Raw genomic sequence first — 25,110 nt, forward strand, 5'->3', positions numbered from 1 at the left:
TCCGGCAACGGAATGCAGGTTCGATTCCTGCCGCTCCCTTTGATGGGAGCGTAGCCAAATTGGTATAGGCAATTGTGAAAACTGCTTTGCTAACTTGTGCGGAATTTCAATTATTTGAATTGTATTTATTTATAACCTGTACTCAATACGGAGGTGAGTTCAATGATGTTAGCTAACTCATGTTTAATAACAACTCAATTAGTACAACTGCATTTAAAGAACGTGAGATATGAGCGAACATCGTTTGAGCGAGATTGTAATTGAGCGTCCTCGGAGTGGAAGGAGAATTAGCCTCAAAAAGGTGACTGGCTTTAAGAAGCAATTATACAAAATCACCCAGGATGCAATTCAGGATGGATTGTTGAATCCCTACCTGATTAAACCAATAAATAAATCTAAGTATCTTTCAGATCATCTCGGCCCTCTGCGTCGGTTTTTGCGATCGCAAGTTGGACAGCCTTGGAATGAGGTTTATAGTCAACTGTGTCAACGATTAGATCCCAACACAATGGCAGGACAGCATGTTATCGATCATGTGTGGGATTATGTTGAACGGCATGTGGAAATAATTGATGGTGGTTTTTATCGTAAGCCTTATCAAGGGTATCGAAATCAGCTAGATGTAAGCTATCGCGATCGCTTCTATATCCATCCTGAAACCGGAATTCTTTGTGCCGCCGAGAAAATACCTCGAAAGCAAAAGCAAAAGCAAAAGCAAGAACAAACTGATATTGTCATCATTGATAATTATCATCAATACCAAAAGCTAAACGAGATTTGGTATTTAATTACCTTTGAAGATTTGCCATCGCCACCCATTCATTATGTGAAGGATGCTGTCAAAGGTACAATTCATCATTCTGTGGCATATACAGCTCGAATGATTTACGCTGTTAGTAAAAAGCAGTGTAACAAGAAAGAAATTCGATTTATTTTAAATCAACTTTCTAAAATCTAAATTTTTCGCTTCGTGCCCTAACTGAAAAAGCTTACATACTAGCCGAATGGTAAGGCACTTGATTGGAGATCGAGCAATTACGGGTTCAAATCCCGTGTGTGAATCAACAGCTTTTTCGACTTGCACGAAGCGACTTTATTTTATTTAAATATGGAGGTGAGAACGATGAAAAAGATTAATTCTTTCAACATCGAGCCTGAAGATTTCGACAATTTTGACGATTTCTGCTTTTGAACCATCGAGCAAACGTCGTCGTGGCTACCCATCTGAAAAAGCTGTTAAACGTGGCAATCGCCTTGTTCATGGCGACAAGGAACTAGAAGAAAAGCTTGGTAACAATGACCTTTGTCTTTGTGGTTCTGGTCGCTGCTTTCAAGAAGTGCTGTCGCAATAGCGGCAGATATGATGGCAGTTTACGCAGCTACTACTTTTAGGGAGTAGTACTAACGATTTCGATACTCATATCAAAACTGGCAGTTGTTGCCGCGCCCCGATCGCAGAAGCTTACATAATTTTGAAAAAGTTATACTCAATGCTTCTACAACTTGCGCGGTGATATCGCCCCGCGTGCAACATCTGCCTCCTTCAATTTTAGATTTTAGATTTTGGATTTTCGATTGCAATCCAAAATCGTAAATCTAAAATCCAAAATTCCTAAAGGAGGTTCCCATGAATACCGCAGAACGCGATCTGCGTTTGGAAATGCTCAACAGTTTGCTGACAACTCCTCATCGCAAACTTGAGCAAGTCGCAGAAATTCACCAGTTAATTGTTGAACTCGATCCCATATTCTACGGACATCTAGCTGTCTGGTATCAGCGTCATGGCGATGTCCGCGACCATAAAGAAGTATTCTTAGCTCATTTACTAACCAGCAATTTGATTGAACACCGAGATGCTGGATTTATGATGCTGCAAGAGTTTCCACCCTATCAGGTAGCTCGTGTGGTGGACTTCATGAAACAGCAGCAAAATAAGCTACCTCGTTCGGCTCGGACTGCGGTACGGCGTTACTTGAAGACACGGGAAAACAATCCGGCTCTGTTCGATCGCGCCGCTTTGCGAGGTCGTAAAGCAATGAAGCACTTATATGCTTCACTGCACATTAAGCCAAATGAACGGGCAAATGCGATTCTGTTTGGCGATACTCCTCCAGAGGGTTCCTTAGCAAATGTGCTGAAGCAGCTTGCTAAGGCAGAAAATGCCGCAGAACAGGCACGGCTGATTGTGGAGTTCAAAATTCCCTATACGATCGCAGTTGGTACTATCAAGCAACTTACTCCAGTTGTCTTGGTGGCGTTAATCAACAGCATGACTCCTCAAGAAGCGATCAACAACCTCAAGTCTCTCCAGACTAGAGGTGCAATGGATCATCCAGAAGTCAAGAAGCTGATTGATTCCAAGCTGGAAGCAGCTTCTAAGAGTGGGCGTGTTTCAGCATTCAAAGCACAGGTTGCCACAGATGCAGGAGATTTTGACGCAGACACCGTTGCCCAACTGGAAAAGGTGACTAACGAACAGGTAAAGCGGCGTGGTGCGATCGCTCGTCCAACTGCTTTATTGGTAGACAAGTCTGGTTCAATGGAAAATGCGATCGCGACGGGTTTGCAACTCGCTGCCCTCATCTCTGGTATCACAAAAGCAGAATTGTTTGTTTACGCCTTTGACACCATTCCTTACGCTGTTACGGCAAAGGGCAAGGAGTTGAGCGACTGGGAACGCGCCTTCCAGCACATCAAAGCAGGCGGTGGTACTAGCATCGGCTGTGCATTGGAAGCCATGCGGAAGAAGAAGCAGGTAGTTGACCAGATTATTCTAGTAACGGATGAGGGCGAAAATGCTGCTCCTTACTTCGGTGAAGTCTACAAGAATTACTGCCGGGAATTGGCGATAATGCCCAATGTGGTGATTGTCCGTGTAGGTACTCATTACAACTGGGTGGAGAGTCAACTGAAGCAGCAGCAAGCACCTGTAGATACGTTCACTTTCGCGGGTGACTACTACAGTTTGCCGAACATCGTCCCACTGCTAACGCGCCCCTCTCGCCTGGATTTGCTGATGGAGATTTTGGATATACCGTTGCCTGTGCGAGAGGATAAATAGGGTTACAATAAAACACTGCTCATTCAATATGAATGAGCAGTGTTTGCTGAAAATTCTACAAATTTTAGACATTCATGATGTAGATGTAACCTTCTCGATATTTCTTCTTATCATTAGGATTTTTAACGAAATTCAGTAGATAGTTTCGCAAATCAATAATTTCCCTCAGTCCCGAGAAGATAGGATTAATTTCCATTGATAGAAGAGTTTCGGCAGAAATTTTAGAAACGTTGTTTGTAAGGTATGTAGCAATTCCGGTACATAATTCTTCAAGATAAATTTTATCTAAATCCTTAACCTTACCTACATAGGCTTCAGCAGTCACTTCTCTCAAGAATATATTAGTTTGACTTTTATCTTGCTCAGAATCTAAATTGCTCTCAGATATTTTAGTTTTATCAGTACTAGGTTTTTTACCTTTTGAAGTTATTTTAGCTGCTTCTTTCTCAACAACAGCAACTAGCTTTAGCTTTGGAATCAAATAATCAATTAGCTTTTTAACTTCTGGAACTGATATGACAACTGGATTACCTACAAACGCTTCCGGATTATAGAAGATTTGAGAACCTTGCTGTTCTAGATTTAATGCAAAAATTAGGTGGTAACTCATGATTCGTATGGAGTAGAGTCTCTAGCAACTATAGTTATCCTGATTTTTTTGGCTTTATATTTCTCAACAGCCTCATATACGGTTTTTGTTGCACTAAGGCAACGAACAATTAGTTCATCCCCACCTTCACGCACATGAGTCCCTACAAGCGCGTCAAGAATTGGGCGAGTTAAACGACGATGTTTGAATTCCAAATTAATGTCATAGGTAGCCATCAGTAGTCTCCCTTAATAAGGATATTTCTGATGCGTCCAGCGACATTCCGTGCGCCTGCTTCTGTAGGAGTAACAATGCGAATCACACAATCAATTCCACCATCTTGACCAAAGCGTTGATCAATTGTTTCAGGACTGAGCAAAGAACCAGATAAATCTCTAAATTCAACCGTTTCAAAATTACGCAATCTCTTCATTAGTCGTTTTAGTTCATCATGCTCAAACTTATATCCTTCCTTACTGGGTGTTATTTTCTCTACTTGTTTAAAGAATTTTTGCTGAAACCATCCCACGACAAGAGCGATCATCTTATGGCTCCTCAGTTGATAAAAAGAAACTTACCTTAACCTTAGAATTCCCATAAATTATCTGAAAATATCAGTAATATTAGATTATTTTTAACTTTAACGCAACAAAGCAATACTGATAAGCGACACGAACAAGGTGTATGAAGTGGCAGCGATCGCTTTATTCCAAAATCCCTCTTTTCATCTCTTCCAAATTAATGTAGTATATTGTATTATATTAATATCCTGCGTGCCCCAACTCTTGGAGCCTACATACTAGTACGAGAGGAAAGGTAACACTGCCAAATGCAGTGGGCGTGTGTGAACGGGGAGTGCGAAGAACCTGGGAGGTAGGCTTAAAAGTAGCCATCCTTAAAAGAGTGTGTAACAACTCACCAGCGGAGTCCCTCTAGTAACTGAGAACACGCAATGCTCCACCAACTTGCACGCAGGAATCTTACTACTTTCTAAGTAGGAGGCTATTGATTAACAAAATTAAAATTAACTTCAATTTTTTGACTTTAATACTTCTATAGCTTTAAATCCTCCTATAGTCTGACCTAAAAATATCATGGGAACAATCAAGCTAAACGGTTTACCAGTTTGAATCATATTAAAAATGCCAGTTAACACATTTAGCGACATCAATCCTACTGCAATACCTAGTGCAATTTTTGATTTACGTTGTACAAAAAAACCTAGAACTAAATAGAGTAAACCAATAAATAAAGAACAAAAAACCAATATTAGATAATCGGGCAATCGACTACCAGCAACAAAGAATATTATGCTTAGAAAAATACTCAAAACTCCAATTGCGTAAACTGCACGGTAAGCAGATGCTAACTTTTTTCGGGACTCTGATATTTGTTGTATTTGGGTAGTCATTATTTTTCTATTTTTTGGGTTTATTGTCTGACAATTATGTTTTTTTATATACTTTGATGCCGAGAATATCTTGAGTAATTATGCGTAAATAGAGATAATGATGACTGACATCCGTAAGCTAATCAACCAAATTGCGATCGCAGAAGCACAATTGTCTACAACCCAATTCCTTGCACCCTGTGTCAAAGGTGGACGAGTTCGCACACGGGTAGCCGGGATGGTCTACACCTTCACGCCAAAGCCTAGTAAATTTGAAGGTTGGGGCATCTTTCAGCCTGTGGATGAGAAAACAGCAACGGTTGTAGAAGAAGCAGACTTACCCCAAATTGCGGAATACCTGCAACACTTTCCCCAAATACGACTGCGGTTAGCACACCAACTGCGGGGACAAACTTGGTTAGCATACCCGGTTAATGAAGTAGATATGCGTCAACGGTTGAAGGTAGTTAAACCGATCGCAGTCCACTTAGTTACCGAGGGCGTTACCTTTGAGCAAATCATTGCCCGATGGAATGGACAGTCTTGCTGGTTCGAGGAAGTAGATCGCCGTACCGATCCGGTAATTGTTGAAACACTGCAATCTACCGTTAAGCAAATCATTCCAGTTGAGGAATTACAGTTTAAAGGCATTACTCCAGAACTCCGCACAGTGTATGAATTAGCAACTCGGCGTATTGAGGGATTTACTCAACCCCAACAGGATGAAAAGCGATTGAGAAAGGCGTTGCAAATGGGTGGCGGTACCTTAAATCAATTCCACGATCGCAGCGACTACTGGACAGTCGATTGGACAACTGCTGATGGTGTTCGCCATAGTAGTGCGATCGCAAAAACTGATTTGACTGTTGTTAGTTCTGGTATTTGCCTAAGTGGACGCGATAGCGATTTTGACTTGCAATCCTTAGTAGGTGTGATGGAACAACAAGAGTATTAATTACGAATTACGAATTATTATGAGTATCTTTTTTCACGAACAGCTTTACCGCACTAATGCTGTGATGGCAAAGCTGAAAAACTATCCTGTAACCATCTGTGGCGCTGGAGCATTAGGAGCTAACATTGCAGAAAACTTAGCTCGGTCTGGTTTTGATAAACTTACAGTAATAGATCGCGATCGCATTGAGGAGCGTAATCTTTCAACTCAGCCTTATTACCGTTCTGATGTGGGAGCGTTCAAGGCGAAAATCTTGGCGAACAATTTATATCGAGCAATTGGTACTAAAGTTGATGCCAAAACAAAGGAGTTGACACTAGCAAATACAAATCAATTACTTCAAGACAGCCAGCTAATTATCGATGTCTTTGACAATAGCGTGGCACGTCAAGCAGTGAAAGATTATGCTGACCAATTAAGCATACCTTGTCTTCATGCTGGACTATCAGCAGATTATGCAGAGGTGATTTGGAATGACGTTTATCGCGTTCCTTCCGATGTGAATGATGATGTCTGTGATTATCCATTAGCACGAAACCTGGTGATGTTAACCGTTGCTGTGACGTGTGAAGCGATCGTTTCATTCGTTGCCACAGCAGAACAGCGTAACTTCAGTATTACCCAGAAGGATCTGACTGTTCAACCTCTGTTTTTATAGATTGCGTAGCCGTTTGTGATTTTAACGCAACTCTTGGAGACGCTGCGCGAACGTTGATGGTTGAAAATTCGGTTTCAGGTGGAGAGGGGTGTTGGGGAAGTAGAATAACACCAATTTGAAAAAAGACAAATAGATCATTTGTAGAGACGCGATTCATCGCGTCTTTACCCAAAGATGTGTCGCAAAATTGAATTAGTATAAGTAGCGATCGCTCTCAAACTCTTTCCCACTGCTAACACCGCGCTATTTCTAACATTCCGTTATCTCCCTACTCCCCTATATTCAGCAATTTCGCCATCGTTAACCGTTGCAGTTTACCGGTAGCACCACGAGGTAGTCGATCTAAAATGTGAATTTGCTTGGGAACTTTGAAGTCTGCCAGCATAGTTGCACAGTGAGCTAAAAGTTCTTTTTCGCTAGCTTCTGCTTTCAGAACCACAGCCGCGTGGATATCTTCTCCTAAAGATTTGTGGGGGACGGCAAAAGCTAAGGCTTCGGCGACGGCAGGATGGCGTAGCAAGACATCATCCACTTCTAAAGGAGAAATTTTTTCCCCACCCCGATTAATCAATTCTTTAATCCGTCCAGTCAAGCGGAGGTAGCCGTCTACATCCACAGTACCTTGATCCCCTGTACGGAACCAACTATTCACAAAAGCAGTGGCGTTAGCTTCTGGATTGTTTTCGTAGCCATCTATAACATTGGGTGCTTTGATCGCCACTTCCCCCAAGCTTCCTTTAGATAAAAGGTTGCCTTCAGAGTCCATAATACCCACTTCTACACCGAAGCCATAACCGACAGTACCTGGTTTCCTGACTTTTGGCGGTAGGGGATTGGTAGTCATTAAGTGAGATGCTTCAGTCATGCTGTAAGATTCCACCACAGGAGCATTCAGAGTTGCCTCTAGCTGTTCAATGATAATCGGCGGCAAAGAAGCGCTACTAGAGCGAATGAAACGAAAACGGTTAGCTTTGACAATTTCTGTATTACGGCTAGCGCGCGCCAAAATTGTCTGGTGCATGGTTGGCGCTGCGGAGTACCAAGTGGGTTTGTAGGTATCTACCAACTTCCAAAACTCCAAGGCATTAAAACCATTGGGACAAACTAATGTACCACCCGATGCCAGAGTTGCCAGCAAACAGCCCACCAATCCGTGAACATGGAACAAGGGCATTAGACAAAGTGTAGTATCAGCTGCTGTGAGTGAGTAAGCACTAATCAGGTTGCCGGCTGAAGCGATTAAGTTGCGATGACGAATCGGCACACGCTTGGGACGACTGGTAGTACCACTAGTGTGGAGAATCATCGCTATATCATCAGCGTTGGGGGCTGTGGGATTCGCGGATTCTGCTGGTTCTGAACCTGTTTTGACTAATTCAAAGCTTAATGTGCCGTCAGTGTTTACCTTGGCATTAATCAGCGCCATATCAGGTGTGACACTAGCAATGGCTGCTTCTGTGCCTTCAGACAACGTAATCAGTGCCTTTGCTTGGGTATCTTGGTAGTAAAAGGCAAATTCTTCTTGTTTGTATTTGGGATTTAAGGGTGCAGCAGTGCCACATAAAGCAGCAGCCAAAAAGGTAATCGCCATTGGTGAACCGTTAGTCATGGCAATGGCAATACGTTCTCCCCGTTTCAATCCAAAGCTGTTGAGTTGAGATACCAGTTCAATAACATTCTCGCGTAATTGCTTATAGGTTAGCGATCGCCCTTCAGGGGTAACTAAGGCTGGATGATTGTCTTCCCCTACTAAAAGCTCAAATAAATTCATTGTTTTTCCGACCTGTAAATATATGATTTAGCTTAAACAAAAAATTGTTACTTAGCTTTTAGTTATGAGACAGTGCTAGAATGCTGTTATTAACAACAATGTTTTAAATACCTTCATAACAATTTCTCTGACAGAATTTTGTTATGGAGATCATCCTGTAAAATCATAAAAGTGTACATTAAATAAATTTAAGGATCTGCGCTCAAGCAGATAAAGTTATTAGCATTAATTCTCAAGATGCCTTGGGAGTATTCCTTTGGATATAACTAGAATAAATTTGTTCAATAGTTTATATAAATAGCCGTGTACTCAATTTCCAAAACATATTAATTTAATAGCAATTATGAGTTTCATAAAAATTACTATGTTGGGCGAAAGCTTAGAGCGCCAAGGCGGAATAGTTTCAGTGGAAAAGCTGATTCTTGAAGAAACTACCTCTGATATTCAAATTGAACACATTACGACTTTACCAAATGGTTCTACTGTCTATAAAGTGTTAGTTTTTTTGCAGGCAATAGGTGAGTTATTTTGGAACTTATTAAACCAAAGAACTGACCTAATTCACATCCATGTTTCAGATAGAGGTAGCGCTTTTCGTCATTCAATTACTACTCTTATTGGTTGGCTATTTCAAAAACCAGTAATTATTCATACTCATAGTGCTGATTTTCATTTGTTTTACTCTAAACTACCCCAATGGCTTAAGCAGTGGCTAAGTTGGTCGTTTTGTAAATGTACGCGTTTCATTGTTTTATCAGATAGCTGGAAAAAATTCTATATTGAGAATCTTGGCTTGAAATCTGAGCAAGTTATTGTTCTGCCTAACCCAGTAAAAATTCCCGCACAAATTCCACAGCGAATAGATTCCAAACAGATATTTTTCTTATTTTTAGGGCGCATTGGTGAGCGCAAAGGCACTTTTGATTTAATTAAAGCATTTGCTGCTATGCCTGTTGCTCAACAAAGCCAAGCCAAGTTAGTTATAGCGGGGGATGGAGATGTAGAAAAAGCTCGTAGTTTGCTCCCAACTTTAAATCTTACTGACTATATCACTATTCTTGATTGGGTAGATCGAGAAAAACGTGACGATCTTTTCACTAAGGCTGATGTCTTTGTGTTACCTTCCTACAACGAAGGTCTGCCTATGGCACTATTAGAAGCAATGAGTTGGGGTTTGGCAGTTATCACTACCGCAGTAGGAGGAATACCCGAAATAGTTACTCAAAATCAGAATGGTTTATTAGTTAATCCGGGGGATATTCAACAATTGTCAGAGGCAATGCAATCTTTAATTGCAGACGAAAATCTGAGAATATCTTTGGGAAATAATGCCCGAGTCAGAGTCAAGCACTTGGACATTAACAAATATCTTACATCTTTAAGAGAGATTTATACAGCAGTTATCAATTGATAACCATCTTGATGAAAGTAGGTTTAAGTTACTTGCCCTATGTATTAAACACCAAATTCAAAAACGACGTAATTTATTCTGTATGCAAAGATGATAGGTGTTACCAAGTAGAGATTTAATTTAAAATTAGGAAAGTTTAAGGTAGCGATAAAGGGATTATTATTTTGTTGTTTTAATTCTTCTAAACTTGGTATACTGACTAATAAGTAAAGGAGTGCAGAAATGAAAACTTTTCCGGAAGTTAAATTGTTTGATACAAGATTCCATAAAGTTAAAGTACAAGAATTAGTTGATTATTTAATAGAAGCAGCAAAAAATAAAAAAAAGACAGTTGTAGGACATGTGAATATCAGAGCAATGAATTTCGCTTATGAAAAGTCTTGGTATCGAGATTTTTTGAATAAGGCTGATTTAGTATTTTGTGACGGATTTGGTGTAATGGTAGGAGCTAGATTCAATGGTTATTCAATGCAATCTGCACATCGAATGACAGCACCAGATTACATAGAAGATTTAGCATTAAAGTGCGATCGAGAAAACATTTCTTTATTTTTGTTAGCTGGAAAACCTGGCGTAGTAGATAAGGCAATTACTAAGTTAGGATCGATTGCGCCTAATTTACGCGTACAGGGACATCATGGTTATTTTGATAAATCAGGAAAAGAGAATGATTTGGTAATAGAAAAAATTAATAAATTCCAACCAGATATTTTATATATTGGTTTTGGTATGCCATTACAGGAACGCTGGATTTTAGATAACTTCAATAAAATTGAAACTACTGTATTTTTACCTTTGGGTGCTTGTCTAGATTTTTATACTGACTCTATATATCGCGGCCCGCGTTGGCTGACTGATAATGGTCTGGAGTGGTTAACACGCTTAATTACTGAACCTACTCGTCTAGCAGACCGTTATCTTGTAGGCATTCCATTATTTTTTTATCGCTTAGTTAAACAGCGAATCGCTCAAGGAATGATAACAAATCGCTAAATAAATTTTTTCTAAATTTCGCATTTGTTATAACCATGACTGCCCAAAAGAGGCAAATTGTTTCCCCTACCTCTGCTGCCAAGACTAGAATTAGAATTGATGTGACATTCTTCTAGTAGCCAAAGTGCCAGACTCTCTGCCATTAAGCGATCGCTATCTTGCCTTAATCGATGAAATTGTCGAAACCACCCTCAAGGGCAAAATTAGCTCTGTAGAACAGGTGTATCAAATGCTGCTTAAAGGAATTACTTCCGGTACAGGGGAAGTGTTTGAGCTAGCTTTGAGCGATCGCCTGAATTCCCTCCAAAGTCAAGTAGATAGCGAAAAAGACGAACTCAAGAAAGCCAAGGCGACTCGCTCTTTGAGAGCTGTTAAGACGATTCAAAATCAATGGCAACGCTGGCAAGAGCAAAACAAAGCAACAGAAGCGATCGCCTCCGCAGTTACAGAAATCACCAGAGCCAGCGCTGCCGAGCGTCTAGCGACATTTATCCGAGTTACTGACCCGAATCAGAAGTATCCGCTAAATTTACAACAGTTACAGCAGTTGTCCAAAGCATTACTGCAATTTGCTCAGGCAGATGCTGATTTACAACAATTTTCCGAAGGGATTACCCGTGGTTTAGCTTCTTGGCAGCGATTGCAAGACAACTTGCTCAGTTGGATGTACGAGCAAAAAGAATCTCTGGGGTTTGGCGGTGTACCGGGAGAACGCGGCCCTTGGGCAAGTTGGGCGAAACAACTCAATAGTGAATTACCCCAAGCACTCCTTCGCACCTTAGCTAGGGAAGAATCCGCAATTGAGTTTGCCGAACGACAGCGTGGTATCACCCTCAGAGATTGGGTGGAAATGGCATTAATTTTACAGTTCTTGCAACGGGGACTAATTAGCTGGTTTGACCAACAAGCTTACGATATTAAGGCTGGGCCAAAGTTATCCATTTCCACTTTTTTGACCTTTGCGGTGATTTGGAGTCAGTTAGCAAGTGGTTTTAGGAGCATTGGGACAATATACAGCGATGCCTGTTCTCAAATCATGCTCCAGATTTTGCGAACCTTCGCCCAGCGTCCGTATTTTCCCTTTTACGGCGGGATTTTTGCCTCTTTTACTGGCACTTATTTACGAGATGCCCTAGATTATTTAGATGAACCACTGCGACGAGGCGAGGGAACCCAGGAAAAAGCGCGGATTTTGACACTTTTAGGTTATTCTCAGCGTGCTTTGGGACAATACCAGCGCTCCATTGATTTTCATCAGCAAGCGCTAGAGATAGCCAGAAATGCAGGCGATCGCACCTGTGAAATTGCCAATCTCAACCACCTCAGCCGTACCTACGTACAACAGCAAAATTACGCTGAGGCAATTAACTACAGTCAACGAGCATTAATACTGAGTCGGCAAGCAGGCGATAGGACAGGAGAGGCAAACGCGCTGGTAAATTTAGGTTACAGCGAAGTCATGCAAGCTCAGGAATTGGAAAACCTAGAACCCGAAATATATGAAGCCGCAATTAATTATTTGGAACAAGGTTTAAAATTATCAGAAAAATTAGGCGATCTTCAAAGTAAAGCTTTATGTGTCAGTAGCTTAGGAATTGCCTATCTAGTAATCGGAGAATACCAAACGGCAATTAAGTATCTGGAAGATGGTTTTAAAACAGCGCAAGTTTCCGGTGATTTGTATCTCCAAGGGCGGAACTTAGCTTATTTAGCAGAAGCTTATTATCATCTGCAAAATTCCGAAAAAACTGTTTACACAGGTTCTTTGGGAATGTATCTTTTAGAGCAAATTGCTTCTAATGAGTGGCGTCAACCAGCAGGTTTACTGACAATTTTACAAGGACAAATCGGGGCAGAAGCTTTCCAAATGTTCTTACAGCAACATCGCCCGAAAATTATTGCGATTATCGGTGTAGATGGGTACGATCACATTCCGCAATTGTTAGAAGAATATCAGCAAGATATGTAAAAAAAATAAGGATTCAGACTTAATTGTTTTCAAGTTTGAGAAGAAAAGCAACAAATGCGATCGCACTTCCGACCGCCACATCATCAAAGAAGCGAGAGTCAATATCGTCTCATCAACGGCTTTGGGTTGTAACCGGAGGTCAAACAGGAGTTGATAGGGCTGCGCTCGATACAGCTTTATCACTTTTGTTACCGGTTCGTGGCTGGTGTCCAAAAGGGCGGCTTGCAGAGGATGGAAAGATACCACCTGTATACCCACTTCAAGAGACGACGAGTACAGACTATGCGTTACGTACCGAGTGGAACGTTCGAGATTCAGATGGGACGCTCGTCCTAGCGTATGGATCGCTTGAAGGAGGAACAAAGTTTACGGCTGACCTAGCGCATAAGTACGATCGCCCCGTCCTGATTATTAACGCGCTGTCGTTCAGTGGAAATGACGCTGCTCCTTTCTGGAGTTGGATTCAGAAGCACAACATTCGCATTTTGAATGTTGCTGGTCCACGAGAAAGCTCACAACCGGGTGTTATTTATAACCGTGCCCGATATGTTCTTAAGCAGCTCTTGGAGTCGTAAAAAGAAAGAGATAAAACTTTCCCCGGTATATTTTTTTAGCATAAATCCATATTGAGCTTGCTTATTTAAATGAATTGTGATAGCTTCATTGTAATTTAAATACTTTAAGTCGATTGACTTGCCGTAGTTTACTTGATAGTATCATTACTCTAGTTAAGAAATTTGTTTTCACTAGGTAGTTTAAAAACCGTAAATAGTAAGGTATTCATGGCTATCAGCCAAAAATTATTTATAATATTTTATACTGAATTAAATGAAATAATACGTATTTACAGCGATAAAAACTGCGTAGTTTACCGCCGTAGGCATCGCCCACCGAGCCATAATCCTTTATTGCGATCGCTAATTTAATGGTGAAGCAGTGTTTATCGATAAACCTTGAGGCTTTCAGCAGCAGTGATGCAGCATAGGTCTACTTAATCCATACGTAGGAGTTGAAAATTATGGTGCAAACTTCTCTCGTCCGCCCCAGCAATCCCTTTCAACCACCGACCTTCGTTTCTATTGAATCAGAGCGTCGCCATCGTCAAGAACGCTTGGCAGCAGCCTTTCGGGTATTTGCGCGTTTGGGTTTTGCTCAAGGATTGGCAGGACACATCACTGCCCGCGATCCCGAACTTACCGATCATTTTTGGGTAAATCCCTTTGGGATACACTTCAGTCGCATTCGGGTATCAGACCTGATATTAGTGAATAGTGAAGGTCAGGTAGTCCAAGGTGAAGGCAAAGTTAGTCAAGCAGCATTTGCCATTCACTCTCAAATCCACGAAGCCCGCCCCGATGTCATTGCAGCGGCTCATGCCCATTCTTTCTATGGTAAAACTTGGTCATCTTTGGGTAGGTTGCTCGATCCGATTACCCAAGATTCCTGTGCTTTTTACCAAGATCATGCTCTATTTGATGATTTTACAGGCATTGTTTTAGAGACAAGCGAAGGAAAACGCATTGCTCAGGCACTAGGCAAGAGCAAAGCTGCGATTTTACGCAACCACGGAATATTGACCGTAGGGCATAGTGTGGATGAAGCAGCTTGGTGGTACATCAGGTTAGAGGATACTGCTAAAGCGCAATTGCTAGCAGAAGCCGTAGGAAAACCCATCCTGATTGACCACGACATCGCCTTAAAGATCCAACAACGCGGTGGTACTCACCAAGCAGGCTGGGGTGGATTCCAGTATTTATGGGATGAAATTACCCACGACCAACCAGATTTGTTTGATTGATTAGGGAATGGGGCATTGGGCATTGAGAAGAGACAAGGTAGACAAGGAAGAGGGGGGAGATAAGCGAGAGAGTTGTTGAATAATTCCTTTGTCCCCTTGTCCCCCTTGTCCCCCTTGTCCCCCTTGTCTCCCCTGCTCGCCAACATTTTTAGGAGAATTAATTATGCCCATTGAATTTATTGGATTGATTCGGACAAAACGGACTTCGGAATTAAATAGTGCATCAGGTGGTCTGGGCGATGACATCATCGATCCAGCTTATGTTCGTGAATTTGCCAAAGCTCATGAAGAAGGAGGCTTTGACAAAGTATTGATTGGCTATAGTTCTAGTAGCCCTGATGGTTTGACTGTTGCAAGTTTTGCTGCTTCAGCAACCGAACGATTGGGCTTTTTAATTGCTCATCGTCCGGGTTTTGTCGCACCAACTCTGGCAGCTCGCAAGGCAGCTACCCTTGACCATTTTACCAACGGTCGGATTGCAATACATATTATTACTGGTGGTAGTGATGTTGACCAACAAAAAGATGGTGACTGGCTAGATCATGACAGCCGTTACCGTCGCACCGATGAATATTTAGAAATTGTTCGTCGCGTCTGGACAAGCGACACTCCCTTTGATTACGAAGGTGAATTTTACCGCATCAAGGATGCTTTCTCTGCGATCAAGCCGCTGCAAAAGCCCTATATCCCGCTTTACTTTGGTGGTGCATCTCGCCCAGCCGTACAGGTAGGAGCCAAACACAGTAATGTCTATGCTTTGTGGGGTGAGCCAATTGCCGCAGTTAAAGAACGAATTGCAGAGGTACGTGCTGCCTTACCACCCGATCGCTCCATTCGCTTCAGTGTTTCTCTGCGACCGATTCTTGGTGCTACAGAACAAGAGGCTTGGGAGAAAGCACATAATATTTTAGCACGAATTCAAGAGTTGCGAGGAGGCGCAAAATTAGCTGCCCCAGCTAGACCGCAGGCGGTAGGATCGCAACGTCTGCTAGATTTTGCCGCCAAAAATGAGATTTATGATAAGCGTTTATGGACACCGATCGCCGCAGCTACTGGTGCGGCAGGTAACACTACTGCTCTAGTAGGTACACCAGAACAAGTAGCAGAGGCTTTGGTTGATTATTACGATGCAGGTGTGACTACCTTATTGATTCGGGGCTTTGATCCTTTAGAGGATGCGATCGCTTATGGGCGTGATGTTATACCTTTAGTACGTGCAGAAGTCGCACGACGAGAACGGCAAACAGTTGGAATAAAAAGTTAATACCCCGGTCAACAAAGATAAATTAGGCTAAAGCCCTCTTGCTTCTTGCTTGATTCCAACTACAAATTTTGACGCTAACCTACTTGGAATAAATTACTCAATACTCAAAGAAGTCCTGCTGATTCATATAATCGTTTGAGCATTGCTGAAATCTTTGTACCATAATCTAAATCTGCTGACCATCGCCCTGATAGCTGATCGATTAATGGCGCAATCCCGCGTGTGACAAAACGAAACCTGGGATCTACTACTTCCTGTACCAAAGGTTCTAAACTAGCGTAAGCTTTCAAATGTTGAACGTGCGCCCTAACTCCAATTCTCGCACTTGGGAAAGACGCAGCCTCCGAACCGCCACCGATCGCACCTAAGCCTGCAAAGTTATTTTGCTCAGGTTTAATATCACCACCAAACCGTAAAAATCCCGTTTCTACACACATTTGGCAAAAGGCAATATCATAGTTCACTCCTTCTATACCTGCTTCTTCTCGATAAAGTTTGGGGATATCAGGAAACTTTGTTATCGCATTTTCATTATTATTTCTCAGGAATAATTGTAACTGGACTTCGGAAGTATTACCGTTCGACATTACCCGCGAAAATTGACCAGGGCAAACCACCAAATTCGAGCGCAAGCTAACAGTACGTGTCGCCGCATCCCAATTAACTGCAACATTAAAATCTCGCAGTTCGATTGCTTTGACATAAACTATTTTGTGATAGGTAATGCGATTGACATTAGCCGCTTTTGAAAGGTCAATTCGGAGAAGGTCTACTAAATCAATGGGGATGTAAGCATTCCCATTAACTAAAATTCCTTGCTCGGTGTAACTTTGTCCATTAATATTAATATTAATCGGTGGATAATTTGCTTCAGCTGGAGTTCCGGGAGTGGGGTCAATTACACGACTCCAAGTCACCAATCCATCGACAATTCCTAAAGCAAAGTCGCGGCGACGAGTTTGCAGCAAAGCCCGATCCTCTGGATTGCTGAGAAACCCCACTTGCATCACCAAAGCTGGCAGGGTTGTCTGACGACAGAATGCTAAACTACCCAATCCACTATCTGTATCTGGCTTGACTCCCCGATTCGGTAATTGGGGTACGCGGCGTAATAACCCCACCAGCAATTGTTCGGCATTACTCTTGCGATCGCTATTATTAGCAATGTAGAAAACGCTAGCCCCACGCACAGAAGGACTGTTAGCCGCATTAGCTGCAATTTCTAGGGCGACATCACCCCGGCGGCCGCGGGAATTGATCCAGGTGATAGTTTGGGCGGCGCTCAAGTCATCAGGAACCGCTAAAATTTCCAAACTCCGCGCCCTCAGTTCCGTAACAATCAAATCCCGCAGCAAAATCATTTCTTTTGCTTCAGTTGTACCACCTGCGATCGCACCCCGATCTATTCCTCCCGCTTCTTTGCCTCCATGAGCCGCTGATATAAAAATACGCCCCATTTTCAGTATTTCCTCTGATAAAATTAAGTCTAAGCAATTCTATACATCATTCTTGGTCTAGCAACAAGAATATAATAGCTATCAGAAGTCATTTGTCCTTTGTCCTTTGTCCTTTTTTCAAAGTTAATGCCCAATGACTAATAGACTTCTTGGCATTTGTAGGGAAAAGGGTAAGGGGGAAAGGGAAAAGGAATAAAAAAACCTTTCCCCTTTGACCTTTCCCCTTTTCCCACCTCTTGCAAAAGTAACTTTTGCAAGAGGTCTAACGACCAATGACCAATGACCAATGACTAACGACTAATATATGCAAATCCCCCGCTTGCACCCAGACACAATTGAGGAAGTTAAACTACGGGCTGATATTGTAGATGTCGTCTCGGAATACGTAGTTTTACGCAAACGAGGAAAGGATTTTGTCGGTTTGTGCCCTTTCCATGATGAGAAATCTCCTAGTTTCACCGTTAGTCAAACCAAGCAAATGTACTATTGCTTTGGCTGTCAAGCTGGGGGAAATGCCATTAAGTTTGTCATGGAGTTGGGAAAGCGTTCTTTTGCTGATGTGGTGCTAGATTTAGCAAGGCGTTACCAAGTACCTGTACAAACCCTAGAACCCGAACAACGCCAAGAATTACAGCGTCAGCTATCTTTGCGCGAGCAGTTATATGAAGTTCTCGCTTCTTCAGCACAGTTTTATCAACACGCCTTGAGACAATCCCAAGGACAAAAAGCACTTCAATATTTGCAATCTAACCGCCAACTCAAAGAAGAAACTATACAGCAATTTGGTTTAGGTTATGCCCCCGCAGGTTGGGAAACTCTTTATCGTTATTTAGTGGATGATAAACATTACCCAGTGCAAATACTGGAAAAAGCAGGATTGATTAAGCCACGCCGGGAAGGTGGTGGGTATTATGATGTATTTCGCGATCGCTTGATGATTCCCATCCGTGATGTCCAAGGGCGCGTTATTGCCTTTGGTGGGAGAACTTTGACTGATGAGCAGCCTAAATATTTGAATTCACCCGAAACCGAACTTTTTAGTAAAGGTAAAACCTTATTCGCCCTCGATCGAGCCAAAGATGGGATTTCTAAACTCGATCAAGCGGTGGTGGTAGAGGGATATTTTGATGCGATCGCTCTCCATGCTGCTGGTATTAATAATGCCGTTGCCTCACTCGGTACTGCTTTAAGCTTAGAACAAGTCCGGTTAATATTACGCTACACCGAATCGAAACAATTAGTACTCAACTTTGATGCTGATAAAGCTGGAATCAATGCCGCAGAACGAGCGATTGGTGAAATTGCCGAACTAGCATACAAGGGCGAAGTTCAGCTAAAAATTCTCAATTTACCCGATGGCAAAGATGCTGATGAATATTTGCATAGTCACACTCCAGAAGATTATGGAGAACTGCTAAAAAATGCGCCACTTTGGCTAGACTGGCAGATTCAGCAAATTATTCAAAATCGTGATTTAAAACAGGCTACTGATTTTCAGCAAGTAACTCAGCAAATAGTCAAATTACTTAAAAATATCGCTAACAGCGATACACGCAACTATTACGTTTCTTACTGTGCAGAAATACTCAGTTTAGGAGATACCAGACTTATACCCCTAAGAGTCGAAAATCTGTTAACTCAAATTGCTCCGGTTGCGGCTACATATTCTAAGCCTGTGTTAGCGAAGAAAGCATGGGGAGGTGGCAAATCCCCACTGTCCATTACTTCGGCTACGCTCAGTACAAGTCCCAACTCCTCACTCCCCACAGAACGCAGCCTTTTAGAACACGCAGAGGCATTATTACTACGAATTTACTTGCATTGTCCCGAACAGCGTCAAATGATTGTTGACGAACTAGAGAAGCGAGATTTGCAATTTAGTCTTTCCCACCACCGATTTTTATGGCAACAGATTTTAGAAATTTCATCCGATGATGAAGAGACAAAAAACTTTGCGTCTTTACCAAATTTAATTTCCCGCCTGCAAGATCGGTTCTTAGAATTTGACAGCGAGATCGGGTTAATTTCTCATTTATTTCATGTGGATGAAAAAAACCAAAAAGAAATACTGCGGACTGGGCAAGTAGTTCAAGCTGCGATCGCTTGTATGGATTTAGTAATGCTTGAAAAACGCTATCGTCACTTTTTGGAACTATGGCAACAAACCGATCCAGAAGCGGAACCAGAGCGCTATGAATATTATTATCAAGCTTTTTACGCTGAAAAAATCAAGCTTCAACAAATAGACCGACAACGGTTATTTTCCATCACAGAGCTTTTGTAGGCTTGCACTCACGCTCCACCTAAATCTTGATAGACCTCAAGATAGTTCAGTAGACTTCTTGGCATTGTCGGGAAAAGGTTAAAAGGTAAAGGTGAATGGCACTAAGAAAAGCCCAAAGGCTTGTGTAGTCTTGTTCCCAGCCTCTAGGCTGGAAATATATTTAAAGTGGCTTCTGCCTCTTGTCAAGCTACCTCTAAAGCAATACGGTTCGGTTAAAGGGGAAAGGGTAAAGGGGAATAAAAAACCTTTAACCCTTACCCATTTCCCTTTTCCCCAAACCCTATTTTGAGTTCAAAATGCTTATCTGAACCGTATTGACCTCTAAAATGGTTGCATCCCCAGCAAACCTGGTAAATCCAGAGAGGCGAGGTGTTGATAAGCTCGATCTATAACTCGCTTACCTCTAAGAAAGCCTGTATTAGCTCCAGGACAAATATACTGGAGAGTTTCTGGTGTAAAACGTTCTAACAATAATCGAATGCTCTGAATTTGCCTTGGCCAGTGAAAGGTTTTAGCTGTCCGTAATGGTACTGCTTGACCGTGCTGATTAGGGAGTAAATGGCGACCAGAAAATAATATACCCCCAAGTTCGCTGTAGTAGAGACAAGATGAGCCGGGAGAATGCCCTGGTGTCCAAATCACTTGCGTAGCTGCATCAAGAGTAAATTCTTGTCTAAAAGTAGTTACGGTTAAGCCTGGTAATAAATACGCTTCTTGCTCTTGAATCAACACTTCGCAGCCAAAAACTTGCTGAAATTCAGCAGTCTTGCCAATAGCACCGCGATGGGTGAGAAATAACCAACGCACGCCTCCATACGCTGCTAAAAAATCTTGATTTGTTTTTTCTAGTGCAGGGCAATCTATGAGGATATTGCCTTCATTTCTTACAATAAAATAAGAGGTTCCCCCTAATGTGTCCCGATTGGGTGGAAAGGCAAAAATGCTCTCTTGTGCGAAGTCCGATTGCAGAGAACCTCCGCTGAATACTTCGTTAGGGAAGACAGCCCGTGGTGGCTTAGTTGTATGACTTGGCTGTTGAGGTAAAGGGCACATAATCAAAGAACCGAAACTGAGGAGTTGTGGACAATTTGATGACAGTGCGGAAATTCTCAAGAATTGCAACTTGAGCGTTAACCAGCACTGTTAACCGTTGTGAAAAAAAATTGAGATTTGAGGTCTGCCTTGTAGTTAATGCTATGGTGCTGAAGCTACTGGTGGGGCGTTTTGTCAAAATTACTGAAGAGAACATGGCATTTTGGTTTCTGTTTATCCTCCTGCTGGGGCTTGCTACTTATCTAATGGTGCAGCGCAGCGTTGCTCTCATTACCCGCACACCAGTATGGTTGTTGTGGCTGGTTTTAATGACACCAGCATTTCTGTTGAGTGGATGGACGCTAATCTACGGAGCGAAACAACCTCCACCGCCAGAGCTGATCCTCTGGTCGGTATTTTTCTGCACAGTCTTGTACTGGGTGTTGTTTCAATGGGGGCGTCAAGTACCAAGAGATACACAGACTGACGAAGCCCAAACCCCAGCCTCAGAATCACAACCGACTATCCAGCCTACCCCAGAACCAATAGTGCGTCCCATTGAACCAACAGAAGAAACCCAACTACGAAATTGTTTTCCTTGGTCTGTATATTACATTCAAAATATTGAGTATCGACCCCAATCTGTGATTTGCCGGGGTCAGTTGCGAACTAAAGCCAGCAACGCTTACCAGCAGATTAAAACTAATATTGAAGCACAATTTGGCGATCGCTTCTTGCTGATTTTTCAAGAAGGCTTTAATGGCAAACCTTTCTTTGTCCTTGTTCCCAATACTCAAGCTGCTGCTAAACAGACAGATACACCACGACGCAACCAAGAACGATTAACTCGACCAGGATTAGCGCTGATGCTGCTAGTAGCTACTTTGATCACTACTACCTTGGTGGGAGTGCAAAATGCTGGTGTGACTCTGCCGCCTATCTGGCAAATTGGATCTTTGTTCAAACTTCTATCTAACCCAGATGTCCTATTCAAGGGATTGCCTTATGCTTTAGGACTGATGGCTATTTTGGGCACTCACGAACTTGGGCATTATTTAACAGCTAAATTTTACAAGATTCGCTCGACATTGCCTTACTTTATTCCCGTACCTTTCTTTTTGGGAACTTTTGGCGCATTTATTCAGATGCGTAGTCCTATTCCCAACCGCAAAGCTTTATTTGATATTAGTATCGCTGGGCCAATTGCAGGTTTTGTTGTCACCTTACCACTACTAATATGGGGTTTGGCTCATTCTGATATAGTTTCCCTGACTGAAAAAACCCGACTTTTAAATCCTGATGCTCTCAATCCCAAGTATTCAATTTTACTGGCTATACTCTCGAAGTTAGCTTTGGGAAGTCAGTTAACGGCAAAATCAGCCCTCGATTTGCATCCAGTTGCAGTAGCAGGTTTTTTAGGACTAGTTGTCACAGCGTTAAATTTAATGCCTGTGGGACAATTAGATGGAGGTCACATTATCCATGCGATGTTTGGACAACGAACTGCGATCGTCATTGGTCAAATTGCTCGCGTGTTGTTGCTATTACTTTCTTTAGTTCGAGAAGAATTTTTGGTGTGGGCGATTATCTTATTGTTTATGCCGTTGATTGATGAACCTGCACTGAATGATGTCACTGAATTGGATAACAAACGTGACGTTTGGGGGTTACTGGCAATGGCTTTGTTGATTGTAATTATTCTGCCATTACCGCAGGCGATCGCTAACTTTTTGCAAATTTAAAAAGATTCAGGAGTCAGAATTCTGAAGTAAAACAGGCTTGATACCTGGATTTGAGGCGAACCGTTGTGTACTTTACTTCCCCTGAAATTGGCTGTATCAGCGATCGCGATCGTTATCTCTCAGCAGCCCATAGATTTGTCTATGAGGTTTTCCCCTTGTCCCCTTGTCCCCCTTGTCCCCCTTGTCCCCCTTGTCTCCTTGTCCCCTTGTCCTCTTCCATGCCAATTCTGGAGTCCGCCCCTTCAAGCCAATCATCAATTTCAGCATAAATACTTTTAATACAGGTACTCGCTGCAAAAACCATAAACCCAAACGACGAACCACCACCACAGGGAAGAAATTATTAGAGAACATCCGATCTAACAAATCGGTGAAACCTAAAATTGTCAGATTCTCTAATTTGCGCCAGCGTTCATAACCTTTGAGAATCTGAATGTCACCAATATCTTTACCCGCTTTGTGCGCTGCTTGAATTACTTGTGCCAAAGCTGCGGCATCCCGAATGCCCAAATTTAAACCTTGTCCGCCGACGGGATGGCAATTGTGCGCCGCATCACCAATTAATGCCAGTCGCGGGAGAACGTAGCGATCGCTTTGCATGAGTTGTACTTGAAAAACAAAGCGATCGCCTAGTAATTCCAGTTTCCCCATTTGATCGCCATAGCGGCGGCTGAGTTCTGCCAAAAATTGCTCGTCATTTAAAGCACACAAAGCTTTTGCTTCTTCATGGGGCGCTGTCCAGACAATGCGGCAACGGTTCCCCGGTAAAGGTAAAATCGCAAAGGGGCCGCTAGACCAAAATCTTTCGTAAGCGGTGTTATTGTGGGGCTTTTCTGGTTTGACAAATGCCACAATGCAAGATTGCCAATATTTCCAGCCCGAAGTTTTGATTCCCGCCGCTTGGCGAATAGGCGATCGCGATCCATCTGCGGCTACAACTAATTTGCTCTTGACTGTCTTTAGGCGATCGGCAATTTTTATCTCGATGGTGACTATATTCTGTTGGTATTGCGTATTTACCACTTCCGCCGGACACAAATAAGTCACGTTGGGGCAATTTTGGACGAAATCTTGCAACGGCTGCAACAAAGCTTGGTGTTCCGCCACATAACCCAACTCTGGGGTATTTATATCATCTGTAGTGAATTCCACCACATCGGGATGATCGGCATCCGAAAGACGAACTCGGCAATATTTGGCGATTTGAGGCAACATTTTGTCCCAAACGCCAATTCCTTGATAAATTAGCGACGAAAGCTGATGAACTGCATAAGCTTGTCCCTTGGCTACCGCCACTGATGCCACTTTCGCCTCAATCAGCAAAATACTCAAACCAGAATCTTTTAAAGCAGAGGCTAGAGTTAACCCAATAATCCCACCGCCGACAATTACCAAATCATATTCATATCCTTGCTCATTTGGCGGTGTTGATTGAGGGGAAATTTGCTCAAGCTGCGTTATGGTCATTGTTAAGTTAGATTACAGCGTCTTAACTCTTATTTTGACGCGAGCGCGCCTTCTTGAGCAAGTTAACAATTCAAAATTTTATCCATAACCCTTGTAGAGAGGCGAATTTTCGTGTCTTTACGAATTATTTGCTGACTCGATAGACTGGTCTAACCTGACGATAAGTATTAAGTAAGCTGAGAAATTTCTGACCATCAAAATTTATCGGGTCAACTTTTTTACCAGAACGGTCTACTAGATGGTGCGTAGTGATGCGATCGTCTGGGACTTGACTTTGAGCAATTAACCAAGCAAGAGAATGATATTGAGCTTCCGTATAGCCGCTATGGGTTTGTTGGCTGCTACTGTCATAACTATCTGGCGGTGTTTCCAAAGAGACGTGATAAGCAAAATTATTCACAGACGCGGGTAAAGTCGGATTAGTCTGTACAGTTTCCACTCCCTGCGAACCATCAAACACAGAGTTAGCTGCACCAAAAGCCCGCTTGTCTGGCGGTACTAGATAAACCACTGTGCCGTCTAACTTGATTAAGGCGTGGTAACTTGCTTGCACACCTTCATCGCTATGGGCTACTTGAAAGAAATTAATGGCGCTAGAAGCAGAATAACCAGTTTCATGGATGACGATAATTGGTTGATTGTTGACAGGAATGCCGTTAACATCTTGGGTGTAACGTTCACCATAGTTACTTGGATCGACTGAAGCAACTTGATAATTAGGTCTGTACTGTGCAAAAGCTTGAGTGGTTATGTACCTTGCTACAGGCTGGTTAGTCTTGACTGGGGACTTGATAACATTTTGAAATTTCTTCTCTGGCTCTTTGGCTGATTGAAATTGCGCCTGGGGATATTTACTGAAAGTTGTAACCTGTGGATTGGATGTACGGGATATTGTCGGATTGTTGTGTAATTTTGTTGCTCGTCCAATTAGCAGTACTACAGTTAGAGTGGCGAACATTAGCCAGATTAGTAGTACTCTAGTCACCCAGTCTGTAAACTTCATTTTTCTAATACCCGTAAAACCGTAGATATTAATTTATAGCTAAACTGGCGTGTCAGTTGTAGAGGCGCACTTCTGTAAACCCCTACCGCTTATGGTATCCAAATAATAATCGCTATAATACTTTAATTCTAGTCAAATATACCTTGATAATCCCTGCAATAGTGCTGTTAAAAGCCATTTAATTTCAATGCCGTGGGTAGTGGATTCGTGGGTGTGAAAGTCTTCATCGTGTAGCGCTCTTAATGATGTTTTACCCACATCCTCTT

23 protein-coding genes, 1 tRNA gene and 1 pseudogene are annotated in these 25,110 nt (G+C 42.3%); 14 read left to right on the top strand and 11 right to left on the bottom strand.

Annotation, left to right across the window (positions count from 1 at the left end; translation table 11 throughout):
- The first annotated feature begins 229 nt into the window (after positions 1–229).
- From NSTC731_RS18385 to NSTC731_RS18400, 4 genes are all read left to right on the top strand, one after another.
- A complete protein-coding gene (locus NSTC731_RS18385; RefSeq protein WP_445626206.1) occupies positions 230–958 on the top strand; it encodes a hypothetical protein in 729 nt (242 codons plus the stop codon).
- 32 nt (positions 959–990) lie between these two features.
- A tRNA-Ser gene (locus NSTC731_RS18390) sits at positions 991–1,059 on the top strand.
- Between the two features lie 113 nt (positions 1,060–1,172).
- Entirely contained in the window at positions 1,173–1,352 is a 180-nt protein-coding gene (locus NSTC731_RS18395) for a hypothetical protein (protein ID WP_445626207.1), read from the top strand.
- A 275-nt stretch (positions 1,353–1,627) separates the two neighbouring features.
- Positions 1,628–3,061: a vWA domain-containing protein gene (locus tag NSTC731_RS18400; RefSeq protein WP_445626208.1), complete on the top strand. Its 1,434-nt coding sequence runs from the start codon at positions 1,628–1,630 to the stop codon at positions 3,059–3,061.
- Between the two features lie 64 nt (positions 3,062–3,125).
- Here NSTC731_RS18400 and NSTC731_RS18405 read toward each other — a convergent pair whose 3' ends face one another.
- The 4 genes from NSTC731_RS18405 to NSTC731_RS18420 form a co-directional block, all read right to left on the bottom strand.
- Positions 3,126–3,671, bottom strand: coding sequence for a hypothetical protein (locus NSTC731_RS18405; protein ID WP_445626209.1), 546 nt, complete (start codon positions 3,669–3,671; stop codon positions 3,126–3,128).
- Positions 3,668–3,886 (bottom strand): hypothetical protein, encoded by a 219-nt coding sequence (locus NSTC731_RS18410; RefSeq protein WP_445626210.1) that lies wholly within the window; start codon positions 3,884–3,886, stop codon positions 3,668–3,670. Before NSTC731_RS18410 ends, NSTC731_RS18405 begins: the two co-directional genes overlap by 4 nt.
- Positions 3,886–4,194, bottom strand: a complete 309-nt coding sequence (locus tag NSTC731_RS18415; protein ID WP_445626211.1) for a hypothetical protein — start codon at positions 4,192–4,194, stop codon at positions 3,886–3,888. The genes NSTC731_RS18410 and NSTC731_RS18415 overlap by 1 nt, the downstream gene beginning before the upstream one ends.
- A 486-nt stretch (positions 4,195–4,680) precedes the next feature.
- The gene (locus tag NSTC731_RS18420) at positions 4,681–5,061 is read right to left on the bottom strand and encodes a hypothetical protein (RefSeq protein ID WP_445626212.1); all 381 of its coding nucleotides are present in this window, start codon (positions 5,059–5,061) and stop codon (positions 4,681–4,683) included.
- Positions 5,062–5,161: 100 nt separating this feature from the next.
- Between NSTC731_RS18420 and NSTC731_RS18425 the strand changes: the two genes are divergently transcribed.
- Positions 5,162–5,995, top strand: coding sequence for a hypothetical protein (locus NSTC731_RS18425; RefSeq protein WP_445632120.1), 834 nt, complete (start codon positions 5,162–5,164; stop codon positions 5,993–5,995).
- Positions 5,996–6,014: 19 nt separating this feature from the next.
- Positions 6,015–6,653 (top strand): HesA/MoeB/ThiF family protein, encoded by a 639-nt coding sequence (locus tag NSTC731_RS18430; protein WP_445626213.1) that lies wholly within the window; start codon positions 6,015–6,017, stop codon positions 6,651–6,653.
- Between the two features lie 268 nt (positions 6,654–6,921).
- Here the strand turns inward: NSTC731_RS18430 and NSTC731_RS18435 are convergent, their stop codons facing one another.
- Entirely contained in the window at positions 6,922–8,424 is a 1,503-nt protein-coding gene (locus NSTC731_RS18435; RefSeq protein WP_445626214.1) for an acyl--CoA ligase, read from the bottom strand.
- Between the two features lie 343 nt (positions 8,425–8,767).
- Between NSTC731_RS18435 and NSTC731_RS18440 the strand changes: the two genes are divergently transcribed.
- The 3 genes from NSTC731_RS18440 (at position 8,768) to NSTC731_RS18450 (ending at position 12,797) form a co-directional block, all read left to right on the top strand.
- On the top strand, positions 8,768–9,835 hold the full coding sequence (locus NSTC731_RS18440; RefSeq protein ID WP_445626215.1) for a glycosyltransferase family 4 protein: 1,068 nt from the start codon (positions 8,768–8,770) through the stop codon (positions 9,833–9,835).
- A gap of 222 nt (positions 9,836–10,057) precedes the next feature.
- Entirely contained in the window at positions 10,058–10,828 is a 771-nt protein-coding gene (locus tag NSTC731_RS18445) for a WecB/TagA/CpsF family glycosyltransferase (RefSeq protein WP_445626216.1), read from the top strand.
- Between the two features lie 124 nt (positions 10,829–10,952).
- Positions 10,953–12,797 (top strand): tetratricopeptide repeat protein, encoded by a 1,845-nt coding sequence (locus tag NSTC731_RS18450; protein ID WP_445626217.1) that lies wholly within the window; start codon positions 10,953–10,955, stop codon positions 12,795–12,797.
- Here NSTC731_RS18450 and NSTC731_RS18455 read toward each other — a convergent pair.
- Positions 12,771–13,043, bottom strand: a complete 273-nt coding sequence (locus NSTC731_RS18455; protein WP_445632267.1) for a hypothetical protein — start codon at positions 13,041–13,043, stop codon at positions 12,771–12,773. The two genes, NSTC731_RS18450 and NSTC731_RS18455, sit on opposite strands and share 27 nt — an antisense overlap.
- Here NSTC731_RS18455 and NSTC731_RS18460 point away from each other — a divergent pair.
- The 3 genes from NSTC731_RS18460 (at position 12,983) to NSTC731_RS18470 (ending at position 15,859) form a co-directional block, all read left to right on the top strand.
- Complete coding sequence (locus NSTC731_RS18460; RefSeq protein ID WP_445632121.1) at positions 12,983–13,372, top strand: putative molybdenum carrier protein; 390 nt, start codon at positions 12,983–12,985, stop codon at positions 13,370–13,372. The two genes, NSTC731_RS18455 and NSTC731_RS18460, sit on opposite strands and share 61 nt — an antisense overlap.
- Positions 13,373–13,815: 443 nt before the next feature.
- The gene (locus NSTC731_RS18465; protein ID WP_445626218.1) at positions 13,816–14,595 is read left to right on the top strand and encodes a class II aldolase/adducin family protein; all 780 of its coding nucleotides are present in this window, start codon (positions 13,816–13,818) and stop codon (positions 14,593–14,595) included.
- A 163-nt stretch (positions 14,596–14,758) separates the two neighbouring features.
- A complete protein-coding gene (locus NSTC731_RS18470; protein ID WP_445626219.1) occupies positions 14,759–15,859 on the top strand; it encodes an LLM class flavin-dependent oxidoreductase in 1,101 nt (366 codons plus the stop codon).
- 104 nt (positions 15,860–15,963) lie between these two features.
- Here the strand turns inward: NSTC731_RS18470 and tftA are convergent, their stop codons facing one another.
- Positions 15,964–17,316, bottom strand: coding sequence for a hormogonium tapered terminus morphoprotein TftA (gene tftA, locus NSTC731_RS18475; RefSeq protein ID WP_445626220.1), 1,353 nt, complete (start codon positions 17,314–17,316; stop codon positions 15,964–15,966).
- Positions 17,317–17,620: 304 nt separating this feature from the next.
- On the opposite strand from tftA, the gene dnaG reads away from it, so the two are divergent.
- Positions 17,621–19,600 carry a DNA primase gene (gene dnaG, locus NSTC731_RS18480; RefSeq protein WP_445626221.1) on the top strand — a complete coding sequence of 660 codons (1,980 nt, stop codon included), beginning with the start codon at positions 17,621–17,623 and terminating at the stop codon, positions 19,598–19,600.
- Positions 19,601–19,921: 321 nt separating this feature from the next.
- Here dnaG and NSTC731_RS18485 read toward each other — a convergent pair whose 3' ends face one another.
- A complete protein-coding gene (locus NSTC731_RS18485; protein WP_445626222.1) occupies positions 19,922–20,653 on the bottom strand; it encodes an MBL fold metallo-hydrolase in 732 nt (243 codons plus the stop codon).
- 194 nt (positions 20,654–20,847) lie between these two features.
- Between NSTC731_RS18485 and NSTC731_RS18490 the strand changes: the two genes are divergently transcribed.
- Positions 20,848–22,374 carry a site-2 protease family protein gene (locus NSTC731_RS18490; protein ID WP_445632122.1) on the top strand — a complete coding sequence of 509 codons (1,527 nt, stop codon included), beginning with the start codon at positions 20,848–20,850 and terminating at the stop codon, positions 22,372–22,374.
- Between the two features lie 219 nt (positions 22,375–22,593).
- Here the strand turns inward: NSTC731_RS18490 and NSTC731_RS18495 are convergent.
- From NSTC731_RS18495 to NSTC731_RS18505, 3 genes and pseudogenes are all read right to left on the bottom strand, one after another.
- Positions 22,594–23,841, bottom strand: a pseudogene (locus tag NSTC731_RS18495) (FAD-dependent hydroxylase); the annotation flags it as partial.
- A gap of 124 nt (positions 23,842–23,965) precedes the next feature.
- A complete protein-coding gene (locus NSTC731_RS18500) occupies positions 23,966–24,844 on the bottom strand; it encodes an N-acetylmuramoyl-L-alanine amidase (RefSeq protein WP_445626223.1) in 879 nt (292 codons plus the stop codon).
- 132 nt (positions 24,845–24,976) lie between these two features.
- A complete protein-coding gene (locus NSTC731_RS18505; protein ID WP_445626224.1) occupies positions 24,977–25,102 on the bottom strand; it encodes a hypothetical protein in 126 nt (41 codons plus the stop codon).
- Positions 25,103–25,110 lie beyond the last annotated feature (8 nt).

Source organism: Nostoc sp. DSM 114167 (genome assembly GCF_052692655.1).